The sequence below is a fragment of the Sporosarcina pasteurii genome (assembly GCF_041295575.1).
In the GTDB taxonomy this organism is placed as follows: Bacteria; Bacillota; Bacilli; order Bacillales_A; family Planococcaceae; genus Sporosarcina; species Sporosarcina pasteurii.
Genome location: NZ_CP160452.1, coordinates 488120 through 513817, shown reverse-complemented (window position 1 = coordinate 513817; position 25698 = coordinate 488120). Strand labels below are relative to the sequence as shown.

The following is a 25698-nucleotide window of genomic DNA, read 5'->3' as shown; positions in this document are numbered from 1 at the left end:
GTACCCGACACTAAATCAAATGATATTCCCCACAAAATATAGTATAGTAAAATAGTATGATTTTTATGGAGAAGCGTATGGACCCTGCTCCATTTAGGCGTGAAATTGAAATAACATTAATACTACATAAGGAGTAAGTTAATTGATCATTAATAAGACTAATAAAGATTCTGCTATCATTCGTCCTTTCCTAATTCTATTTTTATCTTTAAGTTTTATATTAACAGGGTGCGCTGGTGATGTAAGCGACAGCATGCAAAATGATGAACTTGCTATTGAGAATGAAAATCCATCACAGAAAGAAGAACAGCTGCATAAAGAAGAGTTCTCACCTGAATTAACAGTGAATCATAAGATTGAAAACAATTCATTGCTAATTACAGGAAAAACGAATCTGCCTGATGAAACAATTTTATTAGTTACCCTTTTAAATAATAAATCTGCAGAAATCGAAAAAAATCTCACAGTGAAAAACGGTGAGTTTTCTGCGGATGCAATTCCAATTGAAGAATTAAAATCAGGCGAGCAATCAATTAAAGTATCGTTGGCTGACAATCAACCGGAAGCAGTCGTAGGAATTATCGGGGATTCTCGTGAATTGTTAGTTGGTGATTATGTTGATGCAAACAAACAATTAACCACGTCAGCCAAGATTGATGTTCCAAGCGAACGCGCACCTCCGAGTGATGTACAAGGCATAAAAACTAAAGTTACGAGGGTTGTCGACGGGGATACATTCATTGTTCATCTAGATGGTAAAGAAGAAAGAGTAAGACTTATTTTAGTTGATACCCCGGAAACAAAGCATCCTCAAATGGGGGTCCAACCTTTCGGACCAGAAGCATCCGCATTCACAACTGAACAACTTGAAGGAAAAGAAATTACATTGGAAGTCGGGGTCCAAGAGCGCGATAGATATGGTAGAATACTTGCCTATGCGTGGATCGGTGATAAGCTTTTTAACCAAACGTTACTAGAGAAAGGTCTTGCACGAGTTGCTGTCTACCCGCCTAATACAAAGTATTTGGATGATTTTAATGCCGCACAGAATACTGCGAAGAAAAAGGCGATCGGGATTTGGTCGATTGAAGATTATGTTTCGGATAAAGGGTTTAACGGCCAACCAGTTACAACTACCTCTACGACTAAGAAAAACACAGATAATCATATAGTTGCTGCACCAAAAACCAATCACGAAACTACAAACAAACCAAAGGTAGAAAGTAAGCCTATAACGGAAACTCAGCAAGTAAAGAAAGTAGATACGCAACCAAAACAAGTACAAAAGGCTGAACCAGAAAAAACAGGTGAATGTAACATCAAAGGAAGTAGTAGCGGCATTTACCATGTTCCAGGGAGTACTTATTATGAACGAACAACAAACCCCGCTAGATGGTTCTGTTCGGTTGAGGAAGCACAGAACGCAGGATTTAGAGCACCCAAACGGTAATTAGATAGACGCCTCTGCATGTTCCACTTACGCAATTTAAGTTTCTGAAAACGAAAAAGTCGACTTAATGTCGACTTTCTCTTTTATACATAGATCCCCCATTATTATTTTGGAGTTCTGATTTCCACTTGCTTCTTACGATAAAAAATCTTACCAACCATCAGTGAAGAATAATACCAATCCAACACAATAAACCCACTTCTCACTCAATATAACGATTTAGCAACTTTTAAATTTTAATCAAACCATCTCCAAATAAATATCCACCACGTCTTCCAACTTACAATCTTTACATTGAATATTCCCTTCAATTGGATTTCCAAATTTGATACTTAGTAAGTCAACTTTTCTAGATTCACAACTTCCACAGACCCCTTTAGTCGGTACAACCTTCTTCAAATAATCAAGCAAGTCATTTTCTCCATCGTATTTTACATGGATTTCTACTGTAGCCACTGCACAATCATCACAAATCGGAGTATCGCTATCCCTTATTATCATTTCAGTATCATCCGCGCTAAAAGGTGTGTCACAAACCATGCAATTCATTTTTTCTTCCCCCTTTAGAATATTGTTAACATTACTTATTAACTAAATAAAGTATACATCCTTTGGACCTAATCCGATAGCTATTTTTTCTCAATAATAAGGTTTATTTGAAATTGATAGGATATAATGGAATAAATCCAGCTAGTAATCAATCTATTTTATAAAAAAAGTCATTTAGAAAGAAGAAATTCTCTCTAAATGACTTTTTAATTGCTATATTATTATATCAGTAATGACAGTAACATCTTCATGACCAATCAATGCAGTTACCGGATAACCAGTAGTTACTTTACCTTCTATTAGCTTTTCAAGCGCAAAACTTATATGTTCACTAAATGCAAGGTGAATAATTTTTCTTCTGTTCGATTGATATTTCTACTTAAACCTTTTGGACCTAGGGCGAGAATATCAGAAGGGTGTGGATAATGCACCCGAAATTACATTTCTTCATTATAACTTTTTTCGAATCGCCATGCATCCCGACACATTGCAATAATATCACGTTTAACTGACCAATTCAATTCTCTTTTTGCTTTTGTAACGTCAGCATAGCAAGAAGAAATATCACCTGGTCTTCGGGCTACTATTTCATACGGTACTTCAATACCATTTGCCTTTTCAAAAGCTTTGACTAATTCTAGTACACTAGTACCTCGACCTGTACCAAGATTATAGATATGAACGCCTTCTGTTTGATTGTCAAGCGCTGCAACATGCCCTTCAGCGAGATCCATTACATGAATGTAATCCCTGACACCCGTACCATCTACTGTTTGATAGTCATTACCAAAAACTCTTAATTTATCAAGTTTACCCTTGGCAACTTGCGTTATATAAGGCATTAGATTATTTGGGACTCCATTAGGAACTTCTCCAATTAGTCCGCTATCATGCGCTCCTACAGGATTGAAATAACGAAGAAGAGAAATTGATAATGTTGGATTCGCTTTTGCTATATCACTTAATAACCTTTCACTCATAGCTTTCGATTCGCCATATGGATTAGTTGTTGGCAAAAGGTCCATAGTTTCTACAAATGGAACCTCGTTAGCCCCATATACCGTTGCAGATGAACTAAAGACAAGCCGTTTCACATTATATTTCAAACAAGCCTTTGCTAGAACCATAGTACTAACTAAATTGTTAAAATAGTAGACCAGTGGATTTTCTACTGACTCGCTGACCGATTTCAGCCCAGCAAAATGAATAACACCATCTATACTATTTTTACGAAAAATAGTATCCACCGATTCCTCATCACTTATATCTATTTGATAAAACTTAATATCTTTATTTGTTAGTTTCTTTAATTTACCTAAGATTGCATATCGACTATTACATAAATTATCTGCGATAATCACTGTATGACCAGCTTCTAATAAGGCTATACAGGTATGTGAGCCTATGTATCCAGTGCCACCTGTCACTAGTATGTTCATTTTTCGCGGTCACCTCATTTTAATAAAAACCAATCTATTATTTAAATGATTTCTTGTTTTTACTTTCACGTAATTTATAGTGTCCCTTTTTTAATAATATTCTCCATTAACTCCAAGTTGGGATACTCATTTTCATATAGCTGCTTTATCACTTTTTCAACATCATATTTGACCCTTTGAATGCTTATATTGAAATTATCCCCTTCTCCCTCGACGATTATATAGGAGGACTGGTTAATTCCATCAAACGGAAGTCCTACACTCCCTAAATTGGCTATACATTTACCATTAATAAAACGTACAAATGGTAAATGGATATGCCCGTAGAGGAAAATATCCGCTGACTGATGACACATTAACTTTGTTATAAGTGTCTCGTCAGAGTCACTTGGTTTCACAACTTCAAAAAGGCTATCCGGGGTGGCGTGAAAAGCATGGATTTTCAACTTATTTGTTAAATCAGTAGTTATTTGTTTTGGAAGTGCACCAAGATACTCAACATCATCAATTGTTAATTGCTTTAAAGCCCATTTTTTCTCTAGTCGCATGATATCCAATGCCTTATCAGGAACTTCTCCAGGCTTAATCCCACGATAAATCCACTCATCTGCATTCCCTTTAATTACATAAGTGTCCAATGATCGTACTAGATCCAGTGATCGTTTAGGTTCTGGTCCCCGAAAACATATATCGCCTAAAACAATAATTCTATCAACATTTTTTTTGTCTATGTCCTCAAGAACCGACTCTAGAGCTACTGCGTTACCATGAATGTCAGAGATAAATGCTATCTTCAAAATAATAACCTCCTAATATTTTTATATTGGTTGTTTTATTTTATTTAATACATCTGTTAACTGTGTTGATGAGGTTCCTTTGGTATATGGGAAATAGACAATATCCACACCAAACTTTGCAAATTCCTGTTCAATTTCATTATATTTTAATGATCCCTTCCAATCATCTCCATGAAACATTACATCAAAACTTAATTTTTTTAGAGCATCCATTTTATCCATTCTTACTTGTGGAACAACACGATCAGTGTATTTAATAGATTCCACAATTTTCATTCGTTCTTCAAAAGGAATAACTGGTGTTTTATTTTTATAACTTTCAACCAGTTCATCCGTACTAACACCAACAATTAAGTATTCACATTGTTCCTTTGCCTTTTCCAAAATATTCAAATGACCAATGTGAAAAAGATCAAATACCCCTGTAGTATAGCCAACCTTGTATTTTTTTTTCATAATTTATTCATTACCTCCGCTACGCCCTAATCTAAATATAAAGAATTAAATTTAGGCGAATTTGTATTTAAATAGTATTAGAAGTCTGCCCAATGTTTGTTTCCAAGAATTGAAATTAATAAAGCTAAAAAAGTCAAGAATTTAAAAAATGAATATATTAGCAATCCCAATGCGGCGCCAATTAACCCATATGCAGTTATAAAATAAAATGAAATTATTATAGAACTAACAAGCCATAACAATCCAATGAATGGTTGTATTTTAAATTTCCTTGCGGCGTTTATTCCGGAATCCAAAATTAGTGTTCCATATATAAATCCACTTGCCAAAATCATGATAATAAACATATCATTAAATTCAGCGTAATCGGCTGAATATGCAATTGTTAGTAATGTTTCTCCAAAAATATATGCCGTGATTAATCCTATAAAGGATATTATAAAACAAAGGAGTAATACTCCTGCAATTATTTTAATGAAATTTTTTCTGTTTTTATTTCTGTAATTCCTAACCAAGATTGGGATTATTGGTTGTCTTAATGAATCTATTAAGATATTCCCCGCAAAGATTAAGTGTAGAAGTGCGGAGAAATAACCTAAACTCGACAAATCTAACCGCATCTCTATTATATACCTTGGTACGTTTGTAGCCAACGAATTAAGTAAAGTCATAATACTTAAGGGTAAACTAAGAAGTAAAATATCCTTAATTGTAATAAAGTTTATCTTAAATCTTATACCAACGAACCTTTTCGCAAATTTCAAATCATATATTAAAAGTATTAATAGAGAAACGATAACAATTGATAAAACTGCCAGAATTAAGCTGTTACTATAATAAAGAGTAATTGTAAATAACACTATCATCATTAAAGCTTTAATAATTTTTGAAATACCAATAAACTTCATTTTTAGTTGTTTTTGAAAAACGCCATATAATAATTCACTTATATCTTGATGAATCTTAAACAAACCTATCAATAAAATTATCATTACAACAGAATAATTATAAGATGTAAATCCTACAATTATAATTATTAATAGGATAGCGAGTAAACTTGATAAATATTTATAATTTAAATAGTCAGCAAAACTGAATTCCGAGTGGTCTGTTACATAGATTAACCTTAATTTCCCACCGAGAAACATCGTAATAGGCGCTGTTATCGCAAGTGCAAGAGAATATTCTCCTACCATTTCCGGGGTACCAATCTTAGCAATTACAACTATTATTAACCATTGTGATAATGCATAGGTTAGACTTCCCGTTGTATTCCATATTGCATTATTTTTAAAAGTGTCAGTTTGCATCAAATTTAACCTCATTTAATGAAATTTCTGTATTGATTTCCCGGCCCTCAATTATTTTAAACTTTCTTAAACCCCTCTTTTACTGGCGTCATATAATCTCCATACATATTAGTTAAGTATTCATCCCAATATTTGGGGATTGGCAACATTAGGTTTTCGAAAGGAAATTTTTCAGTTTCCATAATGATTTCCTTTTGCATACTACCTTTAAAACCGTATCCGGTTCCAATTGTGTAGTAGTACTTAGCTTTTTTAAAATCAAAAAGGTTGCTAAGTATATAAAAAGTGTTTTTGAAAATAAAACCGGGGATAAATCTCAATATCTTTTTTAATCTAAGAATACTGCCTATATTTTTAGGATTTGCATATTTTATATCTACGTATTTACAATGATTAGCCTTATAAGTTAAAAAGCAAATCTTTGTAAAAATCTTCCTAACAACCTTATTTGTGGGAGCCCCTATAATAGGAAAAATATCCATATGTAATTTTTGATGTGGGATTTCCTTATAACCCAATCTATCGAAGGGAAGTGAATATCCTTCCTCTTTATCCCATTCTATATAATTATAATATTGTGGAAGCTCTTCTTTCAATATAGATCTTATTTTTTTTAAATCCTTATTTTTAACAAACACATCTATATCCGGATCCCATGGTATAAAGCCTTCATGACGCACGGCTCCTAAAACACTTCCTCCAACTAACATATACCAAATATTGTGTTTTGAACAAATTTTGTCAAAGTCATTAATTATTTTTAATAATTCTTTTTGAGTATTTTCAATATCCATATAGATTACTCCTTTTTTAAAAACTCCAATAATATCATTTAGTATGATATATCTTTTTAGATTCGCCAGTAGCATATCGCAGCGATTTCAGATCCTTTTCACCTATATTACTACAACTTAACGCTCCAATAAAAAACCAAAACATCCTTGCATTATTAAGTGATAAAGATATAGATCCTATTAAAAGAATTAATAAAATATCCCTGACAACAACGCTTTCCACTTGGTATTTATTATTTAAGATAAGATGCTTTATCACCAGATGCAATAAAAATAAAAATAATATTAGTGATAGTGGAACCCCCCATTCTGAAATAATCTGTAAATAGGTATTATGGGCAAGTCCACCACCACCGTGTAAGCTAGTTCTTACATTTAAATAAGATCCTATTCCAACGCCAAAAGGCGACTCTTTAATTATGTCAATTGCGCTGGACCAAGTTCTATCTCTCCCCGATCCATCTCCCGATACAGCCGCACCAAAATCATAAAACAATACTAAAACCCTTTTGAAAATAGGATGTTGGGTTTCAATTCCCTGTATTATTTTCATAAAATAATTTGATAACAGTGGTAGTGAGCCTACAAACAATAAAAGTATTGTAATGTTTTTTATTAATTGCCCCTTTGTTTTAGTTGAAATTGTAGCTTGAAATAAAATAACCATTGTATAGGTTATGAATATAATCATACCTGTCTTTGATCCGGATATTGCAACCGATAAAAATATAATTACATAACAGATAGCCTTTAAAATTTTATTTATATTTCTTTTTCTTAAAAAATATACCAAAGATGTACACATTATTACAGCATAATAATTAGGATCACTCATTAACCCTATATATCTAGGTCCTTCAAAAAAATAATCTCTACTGAAAATGTTAACATTAAAAAAAACGATTATTATACCTATAAAGCCTATCATAACTGCTCCGTACGAGTACCATTTATACGCTATAGTAATATCTTGATTTTTAAACAGGTTATAGCCCAAAATAAAATATAGAAACGATGAAATAAGCTTAATGTAGCTATTAAATATTTCATTCGGCTCTGGAATATAATTAAATTTATATGGGGAAATAAAAAAAGCAGTAATTAATGTAGCTACTGATAACAATATAAAAAAGGCTAAAATATTTTTAGGTATTACTATTTTTTCTTTATAAGTAAAAAGTATTATTAATAATACTGCTGCAAAATCTGAAATCGATAAATTAAAACCGAACATAGGCTTTTGTTGATTTAAAAATACTGATAGAATAATTATTAAAAATATCAATATATATTCTGATTTATTTTTTTGGTTATTAGAGTTTATTTTTTCAACCAAATTGAACCCTCCGTTGAAAATGTAACCTTATTCGACTTATTTTATATCACTTAAAACCTCGCTGTAAGTGTCTAAAATACATTTTTTTACATTCTCAATATTAAATGCTTCAACTTTTCTCATGTTATTAGCACTCATTCTTTCTCTCAATTCATTATTTGTCACAAGAATATCTATGGCCTTAGCAAAACAATCAATATCATCAGGTTCACACAGGTAGCCATTCTCATGCTCTTCAACCAAATCCACATTACCTCTGATATTTGAAACTATACAAGGAAGCCCCGCACTCATGGCTTCCATAATTGAGCGTGATAGTCCTTCTCTATATGATGGCATTACAAAGATATCGCTTGAATTGAGTAATTGGTAAACGTCTGTACGATAACCGAGAAAATGAATATTCTGTTCTATATTATATTTCTTTGCAATATTATATAATTCATCTTTTTTTTCACCTTCACCACACAAAATATAATGAAGGTTTGGGTTCTGTAACTTTCCTAAAGCCTTAATTATAACTTTATTATTTTTGTTATCGTTCAATTCTCCAACTGAAATTATTAATACTGTATCAGAATTTATCCCAATCTCATTTGAGATTTCTTGTCTATTTGACTTTGCTTCCTTTATTAATAAATTATCTATTCCTACTCCTGGTATATAATACACATTACCATTGTCACGTAACTTGAATTCTTGAGCGGCTTTAAAATCTTCTTGGTTAATCGTGATTATCGCATCTGTATAATGAGCTAACCACATTTCAGCAGTCTTATATAGTATATTTTTTAATAATGGTGCTCCTTTATAAAAATGGAAACCATGTGCAGTATATATAATTTTGGGTACACCTTGTTTCTTACCACACAGTCGCCCCAGAAGCCCACCAATTGGAGTATTACAATGAATAAAATCGAAATTTTCCTCTTTTAGTAGGGCTAGCATTTGTTTATATGCCTTAACATTTTTTAGACTAAAAGGGTTTCTGACAAGATCTATATGGTGAATTTTCACATTGTACATTGATGTATCGTCAGTGAAACCTGAGCAATTCGCAGCTAAATGAAATTCATAACCTAACGTTTGACTAGCTTCTATAGATGGAAGTGAAAAATTTGTTATCCTATTGGTGATATTACTTATAAACAACATTTTTTTCATAATAAACTCCTATGATTTATATTACTTTTGGTTAATGTCTTTACTAATACCATCATTAGTATAAAGTCCCTTTCGCTTCAATACAGTTAGTATTGTCATAAATAAAATTTTCACATCTAACCATAAGGAAACGTTATTTGCATACCAAGCATCCTTGAGACGTTTCTCTCTATTAGTTATATCGTTTCTATAATAAGCCTGGGTATAACCTGTAATACCAGGTCTAACTCTTAATTTGGAAATTTCATCTTGACTATAACTACTAAGCAGGTCTGGTAGCCCTGGTCTTGGACCTATTAAACTCATATCACCTTTCAGCATGTTTATTATTTGTGGAACTTCGTCTATACTAGTTTCCCTTAATATTCTACCAACCCTAGTAACTCTAGTATCAATGCTTGAATTATAGGTACTTCCGTCTTCATTTCTAATATCCGGAGCATTAACGGTCATCGATCTGAACTTATACATAATGAATTCTTTACCATCTTTCCCCACTCTTGTACCTCCATAAAATATTGGGCCTCTGTCTTCTATTTTGATTGCAATAGATATCGGGATTAAGAGTAAAAGAAAAAATGGCATTAGTAGGAATGAACAAACTAAATCTAAACATCTTTTTATGCGTAACCTATACACTTGCAAACCACCTTTGTACAAAGTCTAATTATTAATTCTATTATAGGTTCAAGCAATATTATGGTGAAAGGTGAAAAGTGAAATACGAATGAATTGGTTTTAAACCACATTTATAAAATGTTCTTTGTGAAGCCATATTATATACTTGCGTACCAACCTCGTAATAATCAGCTTGTCTAGATGCTATTTTCAATCGTTTCATCAGCATTTGGGTATTTATTCCCTGGCCCCTAAATACATTTGATACACCCGATAACTGTCCTTCGGCAATAGTTAGTCTTTCGTTATATATTAGGGGTTTATATTTAACTGTAGAAAAGCCATTAATTTTCTTATCTTTTTCAGAAACAATTGTTATATCCGCGAAACCTTTTAATGAATTCTTAGTCCATTCTATATACATTTCACTACATTCTTCATTGGTAAAATGTCCATCATTAAGAAACCTATTTGGATAATAATTAAAAACACTACTTGCGAGTTCTACTACCTCATGATAATCTCCTGTCTTATATTCTCTGATTATAATATCGTCTTCTATAAATTCATTTTTATTTAATGAATTTCCATCTAATTCTGTACCGAACCTTATTATTGAATCAACAATCATGAATCCTAATTTTTCCAATACAGAAGTACTATTATAGTCATTTGAATCTACTTGACATGATATATGTTCGATGTCATATTTAGAGCAATCTTCAAGGAATACAGATTTAATATGATCTATATCCTCTAACATACTGGTATTAACTACTAATCCAAGCCTCCACATATTTCTATTAAATAATTGTGAATCCCAATCTAACTTTTCTAGTTTATAGTACCCTTTCAATTCATCCTCTTTAATAAAATATCTAATGACCCCGCCCTTATTACAGTTCTGACTTTCTATTTGAGACAGAATGAATTTTTCTTTATCTGTTACATTATTATAATGTGTTTTTAGTAAAAAATTATTTTCATTAAGAAGTTTGTATAATTTATCTTCATCAATAATATTATTCATCTTAAAGCCCATTTTATTTCAACCTTCTTTTATGTTAATTTAACTTAATAATATTCTTAAAAGATTCTATAACATATTCTACGTCGTCATTACTTAACAAAGTATGCAGAGGTAGAGTAATTAAATTTTCATATTGATTAAATGCATTAGGAAAATCTTTGATATCGAATCCTAAATTCTTATAAGCTGTAAACATTGGTAATGGCATATAATGGACATTACACGCTATCCCTACATCTGCCATCTTTAGAATAATTTCATTTCTTTTTTCTTCGCTTGTGTTGGGAATCCTCACCAGGTATAGATGAGCAGTAGATGAAAAATCTTCACCGAAATGCTGTAAACTTTGAATACCCAAAGGCAGCAAGGCTTTGTCATACGTATTAACAATCTCTTTACGTTTTTTCAATAGTTCCTCATATCTTTCTAACTGAACCAATCCAATACTAGCCATGATATCCGTCATATTACACTTATAGCCTGGATATACAATATCATACTCCCAAGCACCTTTTTGATTTTTAGCTAGAGCATCCTTTGACTGACCATGAAGGCTATACAGCATGAATTGATTATAAACCCACTCATCATCTAAGCCTCGGTCATTACGCCATACAACAGCACCACCTTCTGCCGTTGTCAAATTTTTCACTGCATGAAAAGAGAAGCAGGTAAAGTCTGCAACTTGTCCACATCGCTTCCCTTTTCTTTCAGCACCAAAAGCATGTGCGGCATCAGCCATAATTATCACTCTATTGAATAAACTTTGGATTTCACTATTAGGTTTAAATAAGCTCTTTTTACTATCTACTATTTTATAAATAGCATCATAATCACACATTTTCCCAGCGATATCTACAGGTATAATTGCCTTTGTCTTATCTGTAATTGCGTCTGCTAGTTTTGAATAATCCATTTCAAAAGAATTTGGAGCTGTATCAACGAGTATAATTTTTGCTCCAACATGCTCAATAATTGATGCAGACGCCGTGTAGGTGTAGGCTGAAGTGATAACCTCGTCACCAGGACCAATTCCTAAAATTCGTAGTGTAAGTTCCATTGATGCAGTTGCAGAGTTTAAGCAAGCAGCCTTATTTACACCTATATATTTGGCAATTTTTCTTTCCAATTCTTTTGTTCGTGGCCCAGTTGTAATCCAACCAGACTTCATAGTTCTAATCACTTCTTCAATCTCCGGATCTGTAATATCCGGAGGAGAAAATGGTATATTTCTTAATTCTATAGTCATTATAATTGCCCTCACTTTAATTTAATAATCTGACCTGTACTAATGATTTGTTTTTTTATTGCGGCTATCAAATTTAGTAAACATATTTATCAAATTGCAGTAACTTTCTTCTGACCTTCAATAACCTTCCGATTAGCCAACCCAACCAATGTTTCCTTCACTTCCACACTGCTCATCTCCGGAAGCCTCTCAATCACATACTCCATCTCAGTCTCACTAATCGGCGCTGCCTTCCCAATATGTATCTTCGGAAATACATCCTCACTCTGAATCTCATCTTCATTCAACAGTTCCTCAAACAACTTCTCCCCAGGACGAATCCCCGAGTACCTAATCCCAATCTCATCCACATCATAACCTGATAGTTTAATAAGATTTTTCGCAAGGTCAACAATCCTTACAGGTTCGCCCATATCCAACACGAATACTTCTCCACCTGCCGCAAGTGTTCCTGCTTGGATCACAAGTCTTGAAGCTTCTGGGATCGTCATGAAATATCTCGTCATCTCAGGATCCGTCACCGTAACTGGTCCGCCTTTAGCAATTTGCTCCTTAAACAAAGGCACCACACTACCACGCGATCCAAGCACATTCCCAAAACGTACCGCAGCAAATTTTGTCGTGCTTTCTTTCGCCAGGTTTTGCACAATCATTTCCGCAAAACGTTTCGTTGCACCCATTACATTCGGTGGATTGACTGCTTTATCTGTTGAAACTAGTACAAAATAAGGAACACCAAACATATCCGCAGCTTCCGCAACATTTTTCGTTCCAAAAATATTATTTTTAACAGCTTCCATCGGATTTGCTTCCATTAAAGGTACATGTTTATGCGCAGCCGCATGATAAATTACATCTGGTTTTTCCGCACTGACAATGTCAAAGATTCGATTTCGATCTTTAATGTCTGCGATGATCGGAAGTATTTCTATATCTCGTGCAACCTTTTGCCGCAATTCCATGTCTATACTGTAGATAGAACTTTCACCATGTCCTAATAGAATGAGTCTCTTTGGTCGGAACTCACTCACTTGTCGACAGATTTCAGAACCAATCGAACCGCCAGCACCTGTGACAAGAATCGTTTTATTCGTCAATTTATCAGCGATTGCTTTTAAGTCTAGTTGGACTTCATCACGTCCCAATAAGTCTTCGATTCGCACATCTTGCATATCGTTGACGGATACTTTCCCCGTCATTAAATCTTCAATGCGTGGAATGGTTTGCGTTCGAACTCCTGTTTCAAGACAAATTTCTGTTAAACTCGCCATCTCTTGTTTATCCAATGAAGGAATGGCGATGACAATTTTTTCGATGTCATTGTCTTTGACTAAGTCTGGGATGTTCTTCATCCCACCGAACACTTTAATGCCGAAAATTTCTAAGCCTGATTTCGTCTCATCGTCATCTACAAACAAGACTGGCTTCATAGTAGATTCATGGTTTCCAAGTAACTGACGAGCAACCATGGTCCCTGCAGCACCCGCTCCTACAATCATCGTCCTCGTCGCTCCTTTACCAGTACGTCGAAGGATTGTATCCCGTGTAATTCGCCACGACATCCGTGAACCGCCAATTAGTAGAATATGTAACATCCATGTGAGGAAAAGTGCACGCACATAGACATGTTGAACTACGATCGATTGAACAATCGCGACGACAAGTATCGTCAGTGTCACAGCTTTAAAGATAGACTTTAATTCGCCAATCGAAGCATAGGACCATGCTTTACGATACAACCCGTAATACCAAGCCAGAATATGATGCGCCACTTGAATCGTGATCGCACTCATGAGTACGGTTTTACTTGTCAATATATTCGTATCCGGATGCAAGATAAAGTACCCTAAGTATATAGAAAATAAGACGATCAAGGAGTCGACAATAAACAGCAGGGTCATTCTCTTTTTAATTGTCATCATAGGTCTCCTTTCACTTAAACTTATATTTATAGTATAACATTATAACTAGAACATCCAATTAAAGCATATTTAGTATTGATTTGCAACGGGACTTTTCACCTTCTATCCGATGAATTGCCACCATTTCTTCTTTTCGATCGCTTGCGGCTCCAATAAGATAAAATCTTCATTCGTCAGAATTCTTGCGTTATTTTCGAGTAAAATATCTGCAAAATCATGATGACCATGTTTATCTAACTGATCTAACCCTTCTTCAAAAAACGCTGGACGCGTTTCAAGATTATGTACGTCAGTTCCATACGCATGAACTAAATTCGCTTCCACGAGTTGCATCGATAAACGTTGAACGTTTTTTCCAAAATGCCCCACTAAACTGCCCGATGTAATTTGAGCAAGTGCCCCGTGCGTAATAAGTCGCCCTAATCGACTGGGCTTTTCTGCAATAGCCCGGTTTCTTTCTGGATGTGCGATGATCGGTACTTTATTTAAATTTAACATCCCTTGAATCACGGATACTGTGTAAGCCGGTATTCCAGAAGAAGGGAGTTCGATTAATACATACTTTGAATTCGCTAACGTCAATGCTTCTCCACTTTCAATACGCTCGACGACTTTGTCGTGAATGCGAATTTCTTGCCCCGTTTGGAGTTGAAGATTGAGCTTCTCTTTTTGCATTTCAGCCTTCAGTTGTTCAAGTCCTTGGAGCACTTGTTGTTTAGGAACATCGTAATGCGGACTATAGGCATGTGATGTTGCAATGATATCTGTAATTCCTTCTGATTCCGCCTTTTCAAGTAATGCCAACGACTCAGCTACTGTTTCTGGGCCATCGTCTACACCCGGAAGTATATGCGCGTGCATGTCAAGCATGAAACCAACACCTTTACTAATTATTCAACAACAGAAAAGAGTAAAACGGTCTCTCACCTCTTTACTCTTCTGTCCCATAATATTGATAGTAATAATGATCTTTATCCATAATATAGTTATTTAAAACAGCGCCAATCAATTTTCCTTGTGAGGCAACAAGTGCTTCTTTCGTGCGCACAATGCTTTCTTTCTCGGTTTGCCCCGCATATAACACAAGAATTGTCCCGTCTGCTTTATTCGCTAAAATTTGCGCATCCGTCACAGATAACACTGGCGGTGCATCAAAAATGACAATGTCATAAGTTTGTTTGACTTCCTGTAAAATCGTATCCATCGTTTTAGAACCCAAAAGTTCCGCAGGATTCGGCGGGATGGGTCCACATGTAATGACGTCTAAGTTATCGATATCACTCATTTTCGTGACATCGGCTAAGGATGCTTGGCGTGTTAATAAATTCGATAACCCAAGTGTGTTTGTCATATGAAACGTATAATGTACAGTCGGTTTACGCATATCTGCATCGATGAGTAATACTTTCTTTCCTTCTTGTGCAAAAACAACCGCAGTGTTCGCTGCGACCGTCGACTTTCCTTCACTTGGTGACGCGGAAGTAATCAGAAGGGATTGTAAGGATTCATCAGGCATAGAGAAATTTACATTCGTTCTCAGCGTACGAAATTGCTCTGAAATAACCGATTTCGGATTCGCTCTCGTAATGAGCTTTCTTGCAACTGCTTGCATCACTTGCTTCTTTTTCTTATTAAAAAACATCTTACTTCCCCCTCCTTCTTCTATTCTTAATATTCATCGTCGCATTTTTCAAATCTTCGTCAGGAATTGGACTGATTAATCCTAATACAGGTAGTCCTAGTACTTCTTCTATATCTTGCTCTGTTTTCATTGTCGTATCTAAGTATTCAAGTAAGAACGCAATCCCGACACCTAACATGAGTCCAATGACAGCTGCAATCGCCATGTTCAGTTTCGGGTTCGGTTTAATCGGTGACGGCTTTTCCGCCATCTCTGCAGGTGCCAACACATTCACGTTGTCTACATTCATCAGCGTGACAATTTCTGCTTGGAAGACCGATGCAGTTGCATTCGCAATGCGGACAGCTTGTGCCGGATCCTCGTCCTGTACACTGATCGTGACGACTTGTGAGTTTTGAGCACTATTCACTGTAATTTTTCCATTCAAACTTCCAACAGATTCATCAAGATCAAGTTCATCGATCACTTTTGTTAAGATTGCTGAACTTTTAATAATGACGTTATATGTATTAATTAATTGTAAGTTCGTTTGAATGTCTTGAGAATTTAATGATGAGTTTTCTTGGTTGGTTTGATTGACAAGGATTTGAGTAGACGCTTGATATATTGGAGTTAAAAATGAAAAACTAATAATGCCGGCTAACGCAACAGCGATGATTGTCATAAAAGAAATTAAAGATGCTCTTTTACGAAGCGTTTTAAACAAATCTTGTAAACTAATAGTTTCTTCCATAATCTATAAAGACCCCTTTTAATAGTCGATAATTTATATACTGAGACAGTATAACATATCCCGACACAATTAAACATATGAATTCAGTCCAATTTGTGAGATAATCTATTTACATACACGAAAAACTATTCATTATTGTAGCATAAAGGAGTAGAATATGACTAAAAAAACAATATTTGCTTACATAGTACTAATCGGCTGTATCGTATTATTAGCCGGCAGTTATTTACAATGGAAAGAGAAACTGTCTTCATTCCATGGAGACACTGCTAAGACGGCAGCATCGAATGACAATAAAAAGACTGCGTCAGATGATAGCGATAAATCGAAATCAATCGATGAACGTGAACGTCTTCTATCATTGATCAAGCATCAAGATGAAGCCGTACAAGCCGTTTTTCTAAATCGCTTCGATGATGGTGAACCGGTAAAGTTTTTACTCGTTGGATCGAATGTCATGGAAGATGGGAATCCAGGCTATGCGGAGCGCCTTGATAATGCCCTTAAGAAAATTTATGGCACTTCCATCGAAACGACAATTATTTCTTATAATGGAACATCAGACAAATTTATGAATGATGCAGAAATCGATTTCGCGGAAGGCTACGACGTAATTTTATTCGAACCGTTTACGTTAAAAAATAATGGCAACGTAACGATTGAAGATGAACGTGCCCACATTCTCCAGTTTCATGAACAACTCGTTTCAGCCGTAGAGGATGCGGTCCTAATCTTACATCCCCCGCAACCTGTTCATAACGCAAGGTATTACCCGACGCAAATCGATTCTTTACAAGCATTCGCGAAAGAAAATAACTTTCCTTACATTAACCACTGGGCAGATTGGCCGGACTTCGATTCTGACGAATTTCTAGACTATGTCAATGAAGACGGTGCCCCGAATAATGAAGGTGCCGATATTTGGGCAAATGCATTAATCGAGTACTTTATCGCTGAAAAGATGGAGGAAGAATAAATGGGTAGAATGAATCGTAAAAAGAAGAAAAAATGGCCGTGGATCGTCGGCATACCAGCCGTCCTACTACTTGCAATTGCCGCGTATGTATTGATGGTTTATCTGGACTTCACAAAAACAGTAAAAGATATTTACGAGCCGATTGATCGAGATGTATCCGGAAAGCGTGATGTACCAGTTGTTTTCGATAAAGCAGATCCGTTTTCCGTACTCGTCTTAGGGGTCGACGAACGCGAAGGCGACTCCGGACGATCCGATACGATGATCGTATTAACCGTGAACCCAGAAACAAACTCAACAAAAATGGTCAGCATCCCACGTGACACATACACCGAAATGGTCGGTCGCGGATTCAAAGACAAACTGAACCACGCATACGCATTCGGTGGCATCGAAATGGCAATGGAGTCAGTTGAGAATTTACTAGATATCCCGATTGACTACGTCGTACAAGTCAATATGGAAAGTTTTAAAGATATCGTTGATGCAGTTGGTGGTGTAAATATCAATAATTCGCTAGACTTTAAACAAGGAAAACACATATTTCCAAAAGGGAATATTCATCTAAATGGTGATGAAGCGTTAGCGTTTATACGCATGCGCTACGAAGACCCACGCGGTGACTTCGGCCGTCAAGACCGTCAAAAACAAATTATCGAAGCCGTTCTGCGTGAAGGTGCATCCGTAAGTAGTATTTTAAACTACAAGAGTATTTTCGGCGCAATCAGCAACAACATCCGGACAAACATGACCTTCGACGAAATGGTCGACGTCCAGAAAAACTACCGAAAAGCTGCTGGGAATGTGGAACAGCTATACATTAAAGATGGCCAAGGCCAGAAGATGAATGGCATTTGGTATTACATTATGAACGATAATGAATTGGATCAGATTCAAGGTGAATTGAGAACGCATTTAGGTCTTTGAGCTTGATAGGGAGTCCCTCATCCGGTTGGTTGACTGGATGGGGGATTTTTTTGTTTTTTTGAGGGATGTGTGGCTGGATTGGGCGGAGATAATGAGGGATTCGGGGGACATATGAAAATTGAGGGAACATAATGGGGCTTGGCGCGGACATAGCTTAGCCGCGGGCGGACAAAACTAGAGTTTCAAGAGGACATCCGGGGATTGCGGGGACATAACGTGGTAAGGGTCGGACATATGAAGCGATTCAGAGGACATAAAAGGATTGCACGGACATCTTGTGGAATTGCTCGGACATAACACTACGGATAGCGGACATACAAAGAGATTCGACGGACATAGAGAAATTGGGAGGACATACCTTGACATTGCTCGGACATAAGACCGCGAAGAACGGACATCCGCATAGGTCCGAAGGACCTTCCAAGCGCGAAGCAACATTTTGCATGATTGCACTGAGCATCCTTGCAAAATACAACGGAAATCGCGTAGTTCAAAGTAAATTGAGTTACCTGTCAAAGCCTCCCCTTCCACTTCACAAAAACCTATTGATTCCTCGAACTCCCCTCACTTCAAAATTAAAAGGGATGCCGCGGCACCCCTTCCCCATTCAATTATTTTATTATCTTAAAAGGCCTCCCTTTCGGCCAGTAGTATTTAGTTGCTACGGACTTCCCTACTTTATTGAGCTGCATAGATTTTATTGCATAATAAGCATCGTCTCTATTTTTTAATTGTAAAAAATATTTACATTGGCGATTTGAAAGTGAAGGACTAATGAGCATGAACCAATCTTGAATGGATTGGCGGTAATTATTTGGCTCTGACATGTTGCAGTGACGACAATAACGCTGCTTGTGACTTTGATAGTCCATCGAATTGTTGCAGCGTGAGCAGAGCTGACCTCTCTTCAGTATATTTGGATTGATTTTGAAATAATCGCATAGTGGATACGTTTGATAGTTTGATTGATTTCGCACAATTAATTCTTTCATTCTGCTTAATTCAACCGTAGTGAAAATAGGCGATTTCTCTGCTTGTTCGCGCAAATAAATTGAAAGTCTTTTCAAGTGAAGAATCGGTGCATTGGATGGTGCTACTTTAACGGCAGCTTTTCGATTTGCCAGTACGATTTGCCCGAAAATTTCATAATTAAAGCCTTTCTTGGCTAACCAGACCTTTAAACTTTCTATCGCGGCCAGTAGTTGTGTAATCGGACATTCCATAATTGCTTCATCACCATTTAATTTGATTTGTCTCAATTGGTGTGGGTCTGTTTCAAAATATAGTTCACCTGTGATGTTTTTAATTTCCAGTATTAATATAAATTGCTTTGCCAATATCAAAGTATCTATTTGAAATGAATGCCCGGGGGCTAGGGAAAGTTGAACATTTGTGAGTACTATCGACGATTCGGGGAGCTCGATTAATTCGAGGTATCGGTCGACTTTTGTTTCTCCTGAAAAACCTGCTTCAATGTTGTATAGCTGCTGCGTCAAACCTAACTCATCTTTTCGGGGATAATTTTCAGGCAGACGAGCAATTAACCTGGGTAATGCATCGATCAGTATTGGTTTTTCTCTAGTAATCTTTATTGACACTCTTCCCCTTTCTAAATTTCAGTTTATTCTAACTACAGAATACCAAATTCAACATACAGCGACAAGGGGGAAAATTATTGGTTCTAGTGGGAGATTGAGAGGACATCTTTCGACTTTGCTCGCACATACGACGGCGAGGAGCGGATATTCCCAGGCTTTAAGCAGACATTAAGAGATTGAGAGAACATCATTCGAATTTACTCGGACATACGACGGCGGAGAGCGGACATCACCAGGCTTTCGGTGGACATTAGATGATTGAGAGGACATCATTCGACTTTGCTCGGACATACGACCGCGGAGAGCGGACACCACCAGGCTTTTAGCGGACATTAGGAGATTGAGAGGACATCATTCGACATCGCTCGGACATTCGACGGCGGGGAGCGGAAATCCCCAGGCTTTTAGCGGACATTAGAAGATTAAGAGGACATCTTTCGACTTTGCTAGGACATTCGACGGCGAGAAGCGGATATTACGAATCTTTCAGAGGACATTCCAATCCCATTAAACCTTTCATACTTCTGCGTAATTAGACAGCCTTCCCCCCTTTGTAACACAACTGTAATATATCTGTAATCTAAACAACGTTGTGTTTTAGTTCTATTCCCATTAAAGTGATACATAGGTCAAATTTAACATTTTAGTATTTTAATATAAAAAAATCATTTTTAGGGGAGAATATTTTGAGGAAAATTATATTTTCAATTGTTGCTGCAGGTTCATTGCTATTATCTAGCGCTACGATGAATGTTAATGCAAGCACAATAAATGGACAAGCTAGTCAAAATGAAGTTTCTACAACAAATGATCGTACTGCTATTGTGAAAGTATCCGGTACTAAAGCTACAGCTAAAACAGGAACTTTCAAAATGAAATACAACACAAACGTCCGCAGAGATGCAGGTACTAAACACGGGATTATCATTACAGCCAAAAAAGGCGCTGTAGCAAAAGCGACTCACCAAAAGAAAGTCGGGAAACAAGTTTGGTATAAAGTAAACGTAAGTGGTAAATCTGGTTGGGTTTTAAGTACATTACTATCACCACATAATGTAAAAACGACAGCTAAGAAAACAACTACTAAAAAGAAAGCCGCTGCACCTAAAACAACTGCAGCAAGCGGAACATACAAAACAAAGTACAATTCAAACATTCGAGCAAACGCAGGAACAAACCATAAAATTGTAACACTTGCAAAAAAAGGCGCGACTGTGAAAGTGACTGCACAGAAAAAAGTCGGGAAAACAACTTGGTACAAAGTTAGCGCAAACGGCAAAACTGGATGGATTTCTGGTACATTATTAACAAAAGCAACTGCTCAAAAAGCACCGGCTAAAAAGACAACAGTTAAGAAGGTATCTAACAGCGTAGCTTCATCTTCATTAATTAACAATGCGAGAGCACTATTAGGAACACCTTACCGTTTCGGTGGAGCATCTTTGAGCGGTTTCGACTGCAGCGGATTTACACAATATGTATTTAGACAATCTGGTAAAAATATTTCTCGTACGACACTAGGTCAGTACGCAGAAACTAAAAAAGTAAGTAATCCGCAACCTGGAGATTTAGTATTCTTCGCTGGGACATACCGTGCAGGTATTTCTCATGTTGGGATTTACTTAGGCAACGGCCAATTTATTCACGCAGCTGGAAAAAATGTACGTATTAACAATGTAAATGAAGCTTACTGGAAAAAATATTTCCATAGTTATAGACGATAATTATAAAAAAGCACAGTCGACTTCAATGTCGGCTGTGCTTTTACTTTGTAACGATATTTGTAATTTGATAGTCTCCATACTCATCAATGATGACCGTATACATTGCTTCATGGGTAATTTCATATACTTCATCACTTACTTCATTATGATAAACAAATGTCGCATTCGCAATAATCTCCGCCTCATCATCACCAATTTCTACCGTTTCAACAGAGGCTTTCACTGCATCAAATACCCGTTCATCTGCTGCATATTCATTAATGAGTTTAATCCCTTCACCTTCCGCTTGACTGCCAGGTCGTAAATAACTACGATAATACGTTAACGTACGATCATTTAATGAGTACGGAAGCAATTCATAATAGTTCTCGATAAAGCTTGTTAATAATGCTTCATCAAAATACGCGGCATCCAAATGATTCCACTCTTCTTCCACGACTTCGATTTCAAGCTTCGCGTTCGCAGCCCATTCATTTAACTGATTCATGACTGTATAAATAGGAATTGCATAGCCAATTTTCGGATTATCTTCTAGAATAATTGAATTAATCCCCAAAATCCGTTCCGTTTCTGCATCAATCAATGGCCCACCACTTGATCCTCTTTTAATTAAGGCATCCATTTCATATAAGTCCGTATACGCATACTCATCGAAAAAACTTTTACCGACACTTAAAATTTTCCCTTCGGATGAAGTGTTCGCGATATTCTCCGGACTTCCTAAAGCAAATACACTTCTTCCCGATTCAACTTTTGACAGTTCCATCTCCATCGGCTCTTTCCCCGCCAGCTCAGGAACGCGAATTAACGCAATATCGACACGGTCAGAGATCCCAACGACATGTCCAGTAAATTGCTGTCCATCACTATTCGTCACAACGACATAAGTCGCATCTTTCGCAACATGGGCATTCGTGACAATATCCCCCTGATTGTTAAATAAAAAGCCAGACCCTTGCTCCAAGTCCGTATCGATTGTATACACATACATCTTCGCATTCGCGATCGCCATCGCAATGTCTTTTTCTGGCGCTATCGGGACTTCCGATTTCTCGACAATCTGGACTATCGTGCCAATCTCTTCCTCTTCGGCAGGAGGTTCTTCTACCTCGGTTTCCTCGACTTCTTCAACTTCTTTAACTTCTTTAACCTCTTCAGGTAAAACAATCGCCACTGACATATCATTAGAAGATTTTGTTGCAAATTGCACTCGGTTTAATTGCGCCTCAAATACACTAGGTTTCTTAAACTGAAAATAAAGAACGACAAAAATAATGACTACAGCGATAAGAAAAAAACTAGATAACAGTAAACGTTTACGGTTACTAGCCACATCCCCACCCCATTTACACTTAATTCAATTACTAGATATAACGGATTCCCAGCCCGATTTGTTTCACGATTATTGCTTTATTATAGCAGATTGTGAAGTTTTATTAGCTAATTTCTTGATTTAAATAAAGAAGTTTCGAGCGCGTTTTTACATTTCAGACAAATATTACTGTTTGATTACAAACCACTTGCTTTACAAAAGCTATCTACCCAATTTTGTGGTATAACTAACAATAGACGACACGTAATCAAGGAGCTTTGCAATGGTTGAAAAAATCAATATATTAAATATTCCAATTTCAAATATACGTAAAGAAAAGTTTCTACATAAAATTGAGGAACACTTTAAAGATTCAACAGGAAATTTATTTATCGTAACGGCAAATCCAGAAATCATTATGTTGACGAAGGAATCGAAGGACTATCAAGCCGCTGTATTAAATGCGGATTATGTCTTACCCGATGGCATTGGTGTCATCATTGCATCCAAGCTATTAAAACAGCCACTAGAGGAAAAAATACCGGGATATGAGCTATTACATGATTTATTAGCATATGCACGCGCTGCTGAGAAGCGTGTGTACTTCTACGGGGCTAAACCGGGAATTGCAGGGAAAGCTGCCGAAAAAGCTTTTTCACAGTACCCAGGCTTACAAATGGCCGGTACGATGGATGGGTATTCCTCGAAAGGACAGGAAGCTGCTGATAAGATTGCCGCCACTAATCCAGATTTTATATTCGTTGCAATGGGGGCCCCATTACAAGAGCAATGGATTGCTACTTATAGGGCTCAATTTCCAAATGCAGTTCTTGTAGGGGTGGGCGGGAGTTTTGACGTCCTTTCTGGGACCCTCAAACGTGCACCGAAGTTTTGGACGAACAATAACCTTGAATGGTTATACCGCCTTATTACGCAACCTACGCGGGCGAAGCGGATGATGAAGATTCCGGTGTTTTTGGTAGAGGTGTTAAAAACACGAGCTAGAAAGAAATAAAAAAGCAGGTTCGGAATTTTTCCGAACCTGCTTTTTTATTTAACATTTCTTCTATCCATCGCTTCATCACGATACTTCTTTTTCTCCGCTTTACTCATCTTCGAATATTTCTTCAAAAAATCATCGTAGTTTTTTAGAACTGTAGCGGCTTCACCAAATTCTTTTACTTCACCATACTCAAGCCATAAGACCTTATCACAAAACTGCTTCATTTGTGATAACGAGTGGCTGACGAAAAACATCGTCTTCCCACGCTCTTTAAACTCGTGCATTTTCGCCAAGCTTTTTTCAGCGAAAGCTTTATCCCCAACGGATAGCGCTTCGTCAATAATTAAAATATCTGGATCTACTCTAACCGAAATGGAAAATCCAAGTCTCGACCGCATTCCGCTTGAGTAGGACTTTACTGGCTGGTCGATAAACTTTTCAAGTTCCGCAAACTCAATAATTTCATCTTCCATTAATAAAATTTCTTTTTTAGAAAAGCCGAGCATTAATAGTTTAAGTTCAATATTTTCACGGCCTGTGAGCTTATTATCAAGCCCTGCGTTTACTGCAATTAACGCGACATCGCCATTGGTTTTTACTGAACCAGAAGTCGATGGAACGATACCAGCGATAATGTTTGCAAGCGTTGACTTTCCTGACCCGTTTACGCCTACAAAACCGACGATATCCCCTTCTTTAACTTCTATTGAAACATCTTTTAATGCGTAAAAAGCTTCTCCATACTCTTTATGCGGAAGAAGTAAGTCGAGAATGCGCTCCGACTTACCTTTGAATAATTTATATTTTTTATAAACATTTTGTACTTCAACTGAATTCGACATAAATTTTCACTTCCATACTTACAGAAAGTCGATAAACTGACTTCTGAACTTTACATGCAAATAAGCACCTATCATAAACAACACAATTACTAATCCACAGAAGTAAAGTGTGTACATTGGATTTTCAAGGAAATACCAGCCTTGTCCCAACAATGTGTTTCGATATCCTTCTACAATGTAATAGAAAGGATTTAACTTCAACCATGTTTGCCAACTTTCGGGCAACAATGTGGGCGGCCATAAAATCGGCGATAAATATAACAACATTCTCATCATCGCTTGCAGCATCATTTGCACGTCGCGCACAATCGTTGCGAGCGTTGAAGTTATTAGTGTAATGCTAAATAATAACGCAATTGTCGCTGCCATGTAAAGCGGCAATTGTAAATAATAAATCGAAACGGGATACCCCATAAATTGTAAGATAATAATTCCTATCCCCAACAAAATAAGGTGCGGGTAAAATTGTGAGATGACGACATAATTAGGAATGACGCTCATCGGGAAATTCATCTTCGCCAGCATTCTAATTTTTGTATAGATAGAGCGTGTCGCTTTCATGACACCTTGGTTAATAAAAAACCAGACAAGGATTCCAGCAAATAACCATTGGAAATATTCAACATCCCCAATCGGTGCACGTTGCCGGATTCCAAAGCCGAAAACGAACCAATAAATCATAATTTGGATAGCTGGATTTATGATTTCCCAAGCTGCCCCTAGATAGTTTCCACTCGTTTGACTTTTAATTTCATAAACAGAAAGTCTGCGAACGAGATGAAATTGTTTTATTTGTTCTTTCAATACAACGATTGAAGATCTCATAT

The 25698-nt window shown here is 36.4% G+C and carries 24 protein-coding genes; 5 read left to right on the top strand and 19 right to left on the bottom strand.

Translation table 11 applies throughout. The annotated features are described in order from the left end of the window. The first annotated feature begins 142 nt into the window (after positions 1-142). The gene (locus tag AB1H92_RS02405; RefSeq protein ID WP_243835616.1) at positions 143-1450 is read left to right on the top strand and encodes a thermonuclease family protein; all 1308 of its coding nucleotides are present in this window, start codon (positions 143-145) and stop codon (positions 1448-1450) included. Between the two features lie 240 nt (positions 1451-1690). Here the strand turns inward: AB1H92_RS02405 and AB1H92_RS02400 are convergent, their stop codons facing one another. The 15 genes from AB1H92_RS02400 to AB1H92_RS02330 all read right to left on the bottom strand — a co-directional run bounded on the left by AB1H92_RS02400 (position 1691) and on the right by AB1H92_RS02330 (position 16489). Beyond that, the gene (locus tag AB1H92_RS02400; RefSeq protein ID WP_115360000.1) at positions 1691-1999 is read right to left on the bottom strand and encodes a hypothetical protein; all 309 of its coding nucleotides are present in this window, start codon (positions 1997-1999) and stop codon (positions 1691-1693) included. 437 nt (positions 2000-2436) lie between these two features. After that, on the bottom strand, positions 2437-3438 hold the full coding sequence (galE, locus tag AB1H92_RS02395) for a UDP-glucose 4-epimerase GalE (protein ID WP_115359999.1): 1002 nt from the start codon (positions 3436-3438) through the stop codon (positions 2437-2439). 74 nt (positions 3439-3512) lie between these two features. Then, a complete protein-coding gene (locus tag AB1H92_RS02390; protein WP_115359998.1) occupies positions 3513-4235 on the bottom strand; it encodes a metallophosphoesterase in 723 nt (240 codons plus the stop codon). Between the two features lie 21 nt (positions 4236-4256). Continuing rightward, positions 4257-4691, bottom strand: coding sequence for an adenylyltransferase/cytidyltransferase family protein (locus tag AB1H92_RS02385; RefSeq protein WP_115359997.1), 435 nt, complete (start codon positions 4689-4691; stop codon positions 4257-4259). Between the two features lie 77 nt (positions 4692-4768). Then, a complete protein-coding gene (locus AB1H92_RS02380; RefSeq protein WP_243835825.1) occupies positions 4769-6001 on the bottom strand; it encodes an oligosaccharide flippase family protein in 1233 nt (410 codons plus the stop codon). A 56-nt stretch (positions 6002-6057) separates the two neighbouring features. Then, complete coding sequence (locus AB1H92_RS02375) at positions 6058-6795, bottom strand: phosphorylcholine transferase LicD (RefSeq protein ID WP_172481034.1); 738 nt, start codon at positions 6793-6795, stop codon at positions 6058-6060. A 34-nt stretch (positions 6796-6829) separates the two neighbouring features. Continuing rightward, positions 6830-8131 carry an O-antigen ligase gene (locus AB1H92_RS02370; RefSeq protein WP_115359994.1) on the bottom strand — a complete coding sequence of 434 codons (1302 nt, stop codon included), beginning with the start codon at positions 8129-8131 and terminating at the stop codon, positions 6830-6832. A gap of 36 nt (positions 8132-8167) precedes the next feature. After that, positions 8168-9295, bottom strand: coding sequence for a glycosyltransferase family 4 protein (locus AB1H92_RS02365; protein ID WP_115359993.1), 1128 nt, complete (start codon positions 9293-9295; stop codon positions 8168-8170). Positions 9296-9316: 21 nt separating this feature from the next. After that, positions 9317-9934 carry a sugar transferase gene (locus AB1H92_RS02360; RefSeq protein ID WP_115359992.1) on the bottom strand — a complete coding sequence of 206 codons (618 nt, stop codon included), beginning with the start codon at positions 9932-9934 and terminating at the stop codon, positions 9317-9319. Between the two features lie 58 nt (positions 9935-9992). Beyond that, the gene (locus AB1H92_RS02355; protein ID WP_115359991.1) at positions 9993-10955 is read right to left on the bottom strand and encodes a hypothetical protein; all 963 of its coding nucleotides are present in this window, start codon (positions 10953-10955) and stop codon (positions 9993-9995) included. A 22-nt stretch (positions 10956-10977) separates the two neighbouring features. After that, entirely contained in the window at positions 10978-12192 is a 1215-nt protein-coding gene (locus AB1H92_RS02350; protein WP_370475286.1) for a DegT/DnrJ/EryC1/StrS aminotransferase family protein, read from the bottom strand. Positions 12193-12281: 89 nt separating this feature from the next. Further along, positions 12282-14111 (bottom strand): nucleoside-diphosphate sugar epimerase/dehydratase, encoded by a 1830-nt coding sequence (locus tag AB1H92_RS02345; protein ID WP_115359990.1) that lies wholly within the window; start codon positions 14109-14111, stop codon positions 12282-12284. 105 nt (positions 14112-14216) lie between these two features. After that, positions 14217-14984 (bottom strand): tyrosine-protein phosphatase, encoded by a 768-nt coding sequence (locus tag AB1H92_RS02340; RefSeq protein WP_115359989.1) that lies wholly within the window; start codon positions 14982-14984, stop codon positions 14217-14219. Between the two features lie 61 nt (positions 14985-15045). Next, positions 15046-15756: a CpsD/CapB family tyrosine-protein kinase gene (locus AB1H92_RS02335; RefSeq protein ID WP_115359988.1), complete on the bottom strand. Its 711-nt coding sequence runs from the start codon at positions 15754-15756 to the stop codon at positions 15046-15048. 1 nt (position 15757) lies between these two features. Then, complete coding sequence (locus AB1H92_RS02330; RefSeq protein ID WP_115359987.1) at positions 15758-16489, bottom strand: YveK family protein; 732 nt, start codon at positions 16487-16489, stop codon at positions 15758-15760. A 157-nt stretch (positions 16490-16646) separates the two neighbouring features. Here AB1H92_RS02330 and AB1H92_RS02325 point away from each other — a divergent pair, with 157 nt between their 5' ends. Both AB1H92_RS02325 and AB1H92_RS02320 read left to right on the top strand, forming a co-directional pair. Then, positions 16647-17465, top strand: a complete 819-nt coding sequence (locus AB1H92_RS02325; protein ID WP_115359986.1) for an SGNH/GDSL hydrolase family protein — start codon at positions 16647-16649, stop codon at positions 17463-17465. Beyond that, positions 17466-18392, top strand: coding sequence for a LytR family transcriptional regulator (locus tag AB1H92_RS02320; protein WP_115359985.1), 927 nt, complete (start codon positions 17466-17468; stop codon positions 18390-18392). It abuts the gene before it with no gap. 611 nt (positions 18393-19003) lie between these two features. On the opposite strand, the gene AB1H92_RS02315 is transcribed toward AB1H92_RS02320, so the two are convergent. Further along, positions 19004-19990: a nuclease-related domain-containing protein gene (locus AB1H92_RS02315; protein WP_115359984.1), complete on the bottom strand. Its 987-nt coding sequence runs from the start codon at positions 19988-19990 to the stop codon at positions 19004-19006. 686 nt (positions 19991-20676) lie between these two features. Between AB1H92_RS02315 and AB1H92_RS02310 the strand changes: the two genes are divergently transcribed. Continuing rightward, the gene (locus tag AB1H92_RS02310) at positions 20677-21714 is read left to right on the top strand and encodes a C40 family peptidase (protein ID WP_115359983.1); all 1038 of its coding nucleotides are present in this window, start codon (positions 20677-20679) and stop codon (positions 21712-21714) included. A gap of 40 nt (positions 21715-21754) precedes the next feature. On the opposite strand, the gene AB1H92_RS02305 is transcribed toward AB1H92_RS02310, so the two are convergent. Then, on the bottom strand, positions 21755-23047 hold the full coding sequence (locus AB1H92_RS02305; protein ID WP_115359982.1) for a S1C family serine protease: 1293 nt from the start codon (positions 23045-23047) through the stop codon (positions 21755-21757). Positions 23048-23309: 262 nt separating this feature from the next. Between AB1H92_RS02305 and AB1H92_RS02300 the strand changes: the two genes are divergently transcribed. Then, positions 23310-24041, top strand: coding sequence for a WecB/TagA/CpsF family glycosyltransferase (locus tag AB1H92_RS02300; protein WP_115359981.1), 732 nt, complete (start codon positions 23310-23312; stop codon positions 24039-24041). Positions 24042-24076: 35 nt separating this feature from the next. Here AB1H92_RS02300 and tagH read toward each other — a convergent pair whose 3' ends face one another. Together tagH and AB1H92_RS02290 are read right to left on the bottom strand one after the other, a co-directional pair. Then, on the bottom strand, positions 24077-24871 hold the full coding sequence (gene tagH, locus AB1H92_RS02295; RefSeq protein WP_115359980.1) for a teichoic acids export ABC transporter ATP-binding subunit TagH: 795 nt from the start codon (positions 24869-24871) through the stop codon (positions 24077-24079). Positions 24872-24889: 18 nt separating this feature from the next. After that, on the bottom strand, positions 24890-25696 hold the full coding sequence (locus AB1H92_RS02290; protein WP_115359979.1) for an ABC transporter permease: 807 nt from the start codon (positions 25694-25696) through the stop codon (positions 24890-24892). Positions 25697-25698: the final 2 nt, after the last annotated feature.

Excerpts from the sequence above, each read along its gene's own strand:
- AB1H92_RS02400 (WP_115360000.1), bottom strand. The coding sequence starts at position 1,999 with ATGAATTGCATGGTTTGTGACACACCTTTTAGCGCGGATGATACTGAA.
- galE (WP_115359999.1), bottom strand. The coding sequence starts at position 3,438 with ATGAACATACTAGTGACAGGTGGCACTGGATACATAGGCTCACATACC.
- AB1H92_RS02385 (WP_115359997.1), bottom strand. The coding sequence starts at position 4,691 with ATGAAAAAAAAATACAAGGTTGGCTATACTACAGGGGTATTTGATCTT.
- AB1H92_RS02380 (WP_243835825.1), bottom strand. The coding sequence starts at position 6,001 with ATGCAAACTGACACTTTTAAAAATAATGCAATATGGAATACAACGGGA.
- AB1H92_RS02375 (WP_172481034.1), bottom strand. The coding sequence starts at position 6,795 with ATGGATATTGAAAATACTCAAAAAGAATTATTAAAAATAATTAATGAC.
- AB1H92_RS02365 (WP_115359993.1), bottom strand. The coding sequence starts at position 9,295 with ATGAAAAAAATGTTGTTTATAAGTAATATCACCAATAGGATAACAAAT.
- AB1H92_RS02355 (WP_115359991.1), bottom strand. The coding sequence starts at position 10,955 with ATGGGCTTTAAGATGAATAATATTATTGATGAAGATAAATTATACAAA.
- AB1H92_RS02350 (WP_370475286.1), bottom strand. The coding sequence starts at position 12,192 with ATGACTATAGAATTAAGAAATATACCATTTTCTCCTCCGGATATTACA.
- AB1H92_RS02345 (WP_115359990.1), bottom strand. The coding sequence starts at position 14,111 with ATGACAATTAAAAAGAGAATGACCCTGCTGTTTATTGTCGACTCCTTG.
- AB1H92_RS02340 (WP_115359989.1), bottom strand. The coding sequence starts at position 14,984 with ATGCTTGACATGCACGCGCATATACTTCCGGGTGTAGACGATGGCCCA.
- AB1H92_RS02335 (WP_115359988.1), bottom strand. The coding sequence starts at position 15,756 with ATGTTTTTTAATAAGAAAAAGAAGCAAGTGATGCAAGCAGTTGCAAGA.
- AB1H92_RS02330 (WP_115359987.1), bottom strand. The coding sequence starts at position 16,489 with ATGGAAGAAACTATTAGTTTACAAGATTTGTTTAAAACGCTTCGTAAA.
- AB1H92_RS02325 (WP_115359986.1), top strand. The coding sequence starts at position 16,647 with ATGACTAAAAAAACAATATTTGCTTACATAGTACTAATCGGCTGTATC.
- AB1H92_RS02320 (WP_115359985.1), top strand. The coding sequence starts at position 17,466 with ATGGGTAGAATGAATCGTAAAAAGAAGAAAAAATGGCCGTGGATCGTC.
- AB1H92_RS02300 (WP_115359981.1), top strand. The coding sequence starts at position 23,310 with ATGGTTGAAAAAATCAATATATTAAATATTCCAATTTCAAATATACGT.
- tagH (WP_115359980.1), bottom strand. The coding sequence starts at position 24,871 with ATGTCGAATTCAGTTGAAGTACAAAATGTTTATAAAAAATATAAATTA.
- AB1H92_RS02290 (WP_115359979.1), bottom strand. The coding sequence starts at position 25,696 with ATGAGATCTTCAATCGTTGTATTGAAAGAACAAATAAAACAATTTCAT.